This window comes from Nevskia soli (genome assembly GCF_903970205.1).
GTDB lineage: Bacteria > Acidobacteriota > Terriglobia > Bryobacterales > Bryobacteraceae > Bog-113.
The window spans coordinates 1-6,994 of the sequence record NZ_CAJCHS010000351.1; the positions used below are offsets into that span (position 1 = coordinate 1).

Genomic DNA, 6,994 nt, shown 5'->3' on the forward strand with positions numbered 1-6,994 from the left:
CGGTGAAGGCGATCGATGCGGGTCCGTCCCAGGGCTCCATCAAGCAGCTATGGTATTCGTAGAACGCCTTCTTTTCGGCGCTCATGCTTTCGTGATTGGTCCAGGGCTCCGGGATCATCATCATCACGGCGTGGGGCAGCGAGCGGCCGGATTGGACGAGAAGTTCGAGAACGTTGTCGAGCGTCGAGGAATCGCTGGCCGACTTCGGGCTGATCGGGAACAGCTTCGCGATATCGGGGCCGAAGAGCGGCGACGCGAGGATCGACTGGCGCGCGTGCATCCAGTTCGCGTTGCCGCGCAGCGTGTTGATTTCGCCGTTGTGCGCGATGTAGCGGAAGGGGTGGGCAAGCTGCCAGGTCGGGAAGGTATTCGTCGAGAAGCGCTGGTGAACCAGGCACAGGGCGCTGACGAAATCGGGCTCGTTCAGTTCCGGAAAAAAGCGCGCGATCTGCGGCGCCAGCAGCAGTCCCTTATAAACGATGGTGCGCGCGGAAAGCGAAGGAATATAGAAACAACCGCGGTCGTTAATCGTGGAATTGCTGATCTCGTGCGCGGCGCGCTTGCGGACGATATAGAGTTTGCGCTCCAGCGTGTCGGTGTCGGTCTCTTCTGACCCGGCCGCGGAGCCGCGACTGAGAAAGACCTGTTGAATGTAGGGTTGCGAATTGCGAGCCACGCGGCCGATCGCGTCGCCATCGGTCGGCGTATCGCGCCAGCCGCAGACCTCGAGACCCTCTTCGCGGGCAATCCGTTCGAGAATGCCCTCGCAGGTGCGGCGCGCCAAAGGCTCGACGGGAAGGAACACCATCCCGACGCCGTATTCACCGGCGGCCGGCAAGCTGAACCCGAGATGCTGGGTTGCGCGCTGGAAAAACGCGTGGGGGATCTGGACGAGGATGCCCGCGCCGTCACCCGTTTCCGAATCGCAGCCGCATGCGCCGCGATGTGTGAGATTCATCAGAATCTCAATCCCACGGGTGATGATGTCGTGCGAACGATGACCTTTTACATGCGCGATGAAGCCGATGCCGCAAGCATCGTGCTCATTTTCGGGCCGGTAAAGGCCCTGCGCGGAGGGTAAGCCGTTTTCGGCGTAGAGATCGGCCATTGTCTTACTCCGTGGTAATTCTTCCGAGTGTACGCGATTTTTGCAGTATCCAGCAATCGAAATTTATTGCGTTCCCGTATCAGTATTCCTTATAATACCTGCGGGTGCTGTTGACCGAGTTAAAGCTGTTCCGGGACGTGGCGAGTGGGCGTAGTTTAAGCCGTGCGGCGGCCGCGAACGGAATCAGCCAGCCCGCGGCGTCGCAGCAGATTCAGGAGTTGGAACGCCGGTTGGGAACCGCACTTCTGGATCGGAGCACGCGCCCGGTGGGTCTGACCGAAGCCGGCCGGATTTATCACGAGTTTTGCTGCGACGTGCTGCGGCGCGAGGAAGAATGCACCGCGCGCCTCGATCAGATGCGCGATGCGTCGACGGGTAAGCTGCGCGTGGCGTCGATCTATTCGGTGGCGCTGACCGAGATGCCGCGCGTTAGCGCCGAGTTCGAGGCGGCTTGTCCGGGCGTGGAGTTGACCGTCGAATATCTGCGGCCGGATAAAGTATACGAGGCGGTGCGGAATGAGTGGTGCGATCTGGGTCTGGTGAGTTACCCGGAGCCGGAGCGCAACCTCGTGGTGATTCCGTGGCGCGACGAGCGGATGGCGGTGGCGCTCCCGCCTGGGCACCGCTTGGCGGAGCGGACGACGCTGCGCGCGCGCGAACTGGATGGAGACGATTTCGTGGCGTTCGACGACGATCTGCAGATTCGGAAAGATACCGACCGATTCTTACGGGAGCAGGGCGTTGAAGTGCGCGTGACGATGCATTTCGACAATATCCAGATGGTGAAGGAAGCGGTGGCGCTGGGGCATGGGATCAGCATTCTGCCGGACCGGACGATGCAGCATGAGATCGCTCAGGGCAGGTTGAAGAGTGCCAAGTTGCGCGCGCCGGGGTTAGTGCGGCCGGTGGGCGTGGTACATCGGAAGCGGAAGGCTTTCAACCGCGCGGCGAAGGCGTTCTTGCAGGCTTTACCGGTGGCCGGGTGAAAATGCTACGGGGCGCTTACTCCCGAGGAATTCGCGCGTGCGGAAGAGCGCCGGGTACGTTTCACGGAAGCGCGTGGGTCACTTACGATTTGGATATCTGCTACTCGCGCGCGCCAGGGAATCTTAGCAGGCTGACAGATGCACTGGCGCCGCTCCATCCGCGGACGTGACGCAACGCGACCATTTTCACACCTCAGACGGACGTTGGCGAAATCGATCTATTGGCCGAGGTTGCCGGACTCGGAGACTTTGTCGAGGTTAAGCGGCGTTCGATTCAGGTCGAGGCGTTCGACCGAACCATTGCAACCCTCACCCTGCCGGCACTTATCCGCGCCAAGCTGGCGGCCGGCCGCGAGAAGGATCGGTCCGCCCTGCCGGAGTTGCAGAGCCTTCTAGAGGCGGCCGAGGAATAAGTAGTCAGGCGCAGAGCGAATTACTGCCCGATCCCCTGAAGGATGCAGGTCTGGGTTGCGCCAAGCGCGTTATCCGTCACCTGGAGAGTCGCTGTGCGTGTCCCCCTCCCGGACGGCGTGAACGTTACTTCGATCGTGCAGGTGCGCGCGGGACTTAGTTGATACCCGGACGAACAAGAGTTCGAACCCACTGTGAAGTCTGCCGCGTTGGGACCGCTGATTGAAACCGCGCCAACGGTGATCGTCGAGGTCCCCGTATTATCGAGGCTGGCCGAAAGAGTAGCCGCCGAGTTGACGGCAACCGAGCCGAATAAAAGCGCGGGAGTAATGTCCGCGGTGTCGGTAATTGCCTGTCCGACACCCATGAGCGCAACAGACTGCGGGCTTCCGGCAGCGTTATCCGCTACCAGCAATGTGCCTGACCGCGTTCCGATCGCTGCCGGAGTAAAGCCCAGGTAAACGATGCAAGAACCGCCCGGTTGGATCAAGCCATTCGGTTTGCAGGAAGTCGAATAGACCGAAAAGTCTCCGGGGTTACCGCCGCCGAAGGAGAAACTGCTGAACGTCACGGCTACATCGCCGGTATTGTACAAAGAAATCGGCGTTGAACTGTTGAGAGTGAGCCCCACGGTACTCAGACCTAAGTCAACCGCGGATGGGAGATTTACCGAGTAAATGCCGGCTTCCCCCACTCCGGTTAGCGTGACTGACTGTGGACTGCCCGTTGCGCTGTCGCTAAGCTGCAGCGCCGCCTTCCTAACCCCCGGCGCGAGAGGATCGAAAGATACCGTCACCGTGCACGCCGTGCCCGGACTGATCTGGGCGCCACAGCTGTTCTGAGAGATAGAAAAGTCCGCCGCGTCGGTTCCGGTAATCGCGACACTGGTCACGTTCACAGCGGTATTCCCGGTGTTATTGAAACTGATTGTTTGAGGAGCCGCAACTAACCCTACCGGCGTCAACGAAAAGCTCACAGCCGGTGGGAACAAGAGTGTTTGCGTGACCGCCAGGCCGAAACCATTGAGCGGGATCGATTGCGGACTTCCCGCAGCGCTATCGATCAGTTGAAGCGTTGCTGTCCGGAAGCCCGGTGCGGCGGGTGTGAATGAAACCGGATATTGACAGTTCCCCCCCGGGAAGATTGGCGACGAGCCGGCCGAGCTACAGGTGGGTGAGCCGATTGAAAAGTCGGACGCGTTCGTTCCCGCAATCGTGGCCGAAGTCATAGTCACCGGATAAGTCCCTATGTTCGTGACTGTGGCGGATTGAGTTACAAGCGAACCGATGCTGGTCAATGGAAAGGTTATGGACAGCGGTACTTCCAAAAGCTGCGTGACGGCCTGACCGAGACCCGAGAGTGGGATGCCTTGCGGGCTGCCGGTAGCATTGTCGGCGATTATCAGCGTGGCATTGCGCAGTCCGGCTGACATCGGTGTGAACCGCAGCGCCAAGGTGCAGGATGCCCCGGCGGCTAAGGTCGATTCACAGGAGTTACCCCCGATGTTGAAGTCGCCGGGATCACTCCCCCCAATACTGATGCCGGCGATTGTTACGGTTTCAGCGCCGGTATTCGAAATCTGAAGACTTCCCTGATAGCTGGTCTGACCAACGTTGGCGACTCCAAGATCGACGGCGAGAGGGTTTGTAGCGATCGAAGCGGTCCCTGCCACACCCGTTCCTACGAGACCGCAGTCCAGCAGAGTTGTCCCGTTAGCAATTACCTGTAGAGCGGCGATACGTGCTCCGACCGCGGCCGGAGTAAAAGTAACACTTACTTTGCAACTGGCTGAGGGTGGAAGACTAGCCCCGCAGTTGTTGGAACTGACGAGATAATCGGAAGCATTGACCCCGGCAAGGCCAACGGTGAACGGAATGCTGCCCGTTCCGGGGTTAGATATGGTTATGGACGTCGCGCTGCCACTTACTCCCACGGCTTGCGATCCCAGATAGGCGGCCGAAGGGCTTAGAGTTAAGGGCGGCCCTGCTGCATATCCGACTCCGACCAGAGCCAGGCTCTCCAGAATCGTTCCGCCCGAGTCCGTGAATTGCAGGGTACTCGTCTGAAGCCCCGCGCCTGTTGGCGAGAAGGTTACGTACACCGGGCAGTTCGCGCCCTCGCTGAAAGTACTCGGGACGGTCGGACATTCGTTTGTCGCGGTAAACTCGGATGAGTTTTTGCCGGTAATAGTGACTGAAGAAAGCATTACGGGCGAGTTACTGGCGTTACCGATGGTCGTCATCGCGGCGCTCGAAACCGATCCGATGGTTTGAACCGGGAAAAGGAGTGCGGCCGAGGTGGAGGTTAGAGCGAGATCGACAGCTTGGCCGGTGCCGAACAAACCGATCGTTTGCGGACTGCCCGGAGCGCTGTCGGCGATATTGATCTGGGCCGATCGCAGGCCCGCGGAAGACGGCGTGAAAACAACGGCTGCGTTGCAGGTTGCACCCGGTGCGATGGCGCCGAGGCAATCTCCGGCCATCCCGAAGTCTGCGGCGTTCGGACCTGAAATCGAAATGGAAGAGACGGTGATGGAGGAATCCCCGGAGTTCGTGAGTAAGATGCCAGGGTTGGATGCGTAGACCGGGAAGCCAACGGTCGCTATCCCGAAGTCCTCGTTGAGGACGCTTAGACCGAGCTGTTGGACCGGGGTTTGACCGATGCCCTCGAGTGTTACGACTTGGGGACTTCCAGCGGCGTTGTCGGTGAACGTCAGGTTCGCCGTCCGATACCCTGAAGCGGCCGGTAGAAACGAGATATGTACGTTGCATTGATAGTACGGTCCGAGCAAGAGGCCGGGGTAACAAGTTGAGGAGTTGATGGCGAAGTCGGAGGCGTTCGTTCCGGCGATATAGATATTCGACAGAGTCACCGAGCTCGTGGAACTTTGTAAGGATACGACGCTAGTCCCGCTCGCGGTTCCGACGTTCTGAGCGCCGAAGTCCAGTGCGCCCGAAGAGAATGCCAGTAGGTTCGTGACGGGCTCGCCCGCACCCAGTAGAGAGAGGTGCTGGGGACTCCCGGGGGCACTGCTGGTCACGGTAAGCCATGCGCTGCGGCCACCCGCGGCGGCCGGCGTGAACGTGACGTTCATCTGACACGTCTGCGATGGCGCAAGAGTTGCCGCTCCAGTAGGACAGGAGTTCGTGGTCAGAACGAAGTCGGTTGCATTCGTGCCGCTTATAACGTAACTGGAGAAAGTTACTGCGCCTGTCCCGTAATTTGTGACGGTAATGGGATAAGTCACGCTCACTCCAACAGTCTGCGAACTTACGTCCAGATCTACAGGTGTAAATACCACATTCTGAGTTAATGCGATGCCGGTTCCAACCAAGGGCACGTTTTGCGGACTGCCGGCCGCCGTGTCCTGAAGTTGCAGAGTAGCCGTGCGCAGTCCCGCGGCTTGCGGGGTGAATTGCACAATAATTTCGCACGAACTGCTGGGGTAGAGAGGCAGGCACGTATTTTCGACAACGGCGAAGTCAGCCGGGTTAGTGCCGGTCACGACAGTTCCCGTGAACGCGATGTTCCCCTCGCTGAAGCTGGAGATCAGAATAAAGGCGCTGGTCGAGTTGCCCACCGTAGTCTGCGCGAATACCATAGTCGTGGGACTGATGGCTAACTGCTGATTGGCACCCTGTGCGGCGCCGGTAATAGCTACGGATTGCGGACTCCCAGCGGCATCGTCGGTAAGTACGAGACTCGACATTCGGATACCGCCTGCCATTGGCGCAAAGGTGACGCTTGCCGAGCACGAGGCTCCAGCAGCGAGAGACCCTGTGCAGGTGTTCCCGCTGACTGCGAAATCGGCGGGGTTCCCGCCGGCTAGAGTCACGCCCGTGAAATTGGCGGCTGAAGATCCTGTGTTCGTCACCAGAAGCGCCACCGGGCTGCTGGTTGTCCCCACGTTCTGGACCGCGGAAAAGTTGACCGAAGACGGACTTACGGAAAGAACGGCTCCGGCACCGGCGGCGGAAGCCGAAGCGGCGAAGAGTGCGAACGCGATCGCCACATATCGAAGCAGGAAAACAACGCTTGTATTTTGCACAGTAATAAGCTAGAGGGGACGAATTTCAAAATGCGAGTTTGCGGACTATATACTCCGCAAGCAAGGTAGGATTACAGATCCTCTTTTCTCGCCTCTGCGTCTACTCTCAGCTTTTCTTAGTGGACAGCGCGATTTCCGGTATTACACGCCACATAGCAGAGTCCCGTCGTCTCTTCAGCGCGAGCGAGTTTCGTTGTCTTCAGAAATCGGGTGGGGACCGGCCGAGCTCACGTGCGTGCCGGACTTAAGGTTTGTGTCTTACGCGGGACGTAAGTCGCCGCCCGTGGCATGCCCGGTATCAGGGAGGAATTGTCCTGCGCCTGGTACGACTCGCGCGGAGTAGGAACTGGAGCGAAGTTGTCCGGGTCCACCTTCGAGAAGAACTCCTGATGCAATAACTCGCAAGCCTGGCGGCAGTGCTGTTGAGGGACGGCGAAACTA

At 59.4% G+C, this 6,994-nt stretch carries 4 protein-coding genes and 1 pseudogene; 2 read left to right on the forward strand and 3 right to left on the reverse strand.

The window, feature by feature from the left end:
• A pseudogene (locus tag H1Y01_RS15435) lies at positions 1 to 1,108 on the reverse strand (glutamate synthase subunit alpha); the annotation flags it as partial.
• 104 nt (positions 1,109 to 1,212) lie between these two features.
• On the opposite strand from H1Y01_RS15435, the gene H1Y01_RS15440 reads away from it, so the two are divergent.
• Positions 1,213 to 2,094, forward strand: coding sequence for a LysR family transcriptional regulator (locus H1Y01_RS15440; protein WP_180541407.1), 882 nt, complete (start codon positions 1,213 to 1,215; stop codon positions 2,092 to 2,094).
• A gap of 221 nt (positions 2,095 to 2,315) precedes the next feature.
• Positions 2,316 to 2,507 carry a hypothetical protein gene (locus tag H1Y01_RS15445; RefSeq protein ID WP_180541408.1) on the forward strand — a complete coding sequence of 64 codons (192 nt, stop codon included), beginning with the start codon at positions 2,316 to 2,318 and terminating at the stop codon, positions 2,505 to 2,507.
• Between the two features lie 20 nt (positions 2,508 to 2,527).
• On the opposite strand, the gene H1Y01_RS15450 is transcribed toward H1Y01_RS15445, so the two are convergent.
• Both H1Y01_RS15450 and H1Y01_RS19590 read right to left on the reverse strand, forming a co-directional pair.
• Positions 2,528 to 6,553 (reverse strand): choice-of-anchor D domain-containing protein, encoded by a 4,026-nt coding sequence (locus H1Y01_RS15450; protein WP_180541409.1) that lies wholly within the window; start codon positions 6,551 to 6,553, stop codon positions 2,528 to 2,530.
• Between the two features lie 227 nt (positions 6,554 to 6,780).
• Positions 6,781 to 6,994: hypothetical protein (locus H1Y01_RS19590; protein ID WP_219341592.1), on the reverse strand; the 214-nt coding region annotated here is incomplete at its 5' end.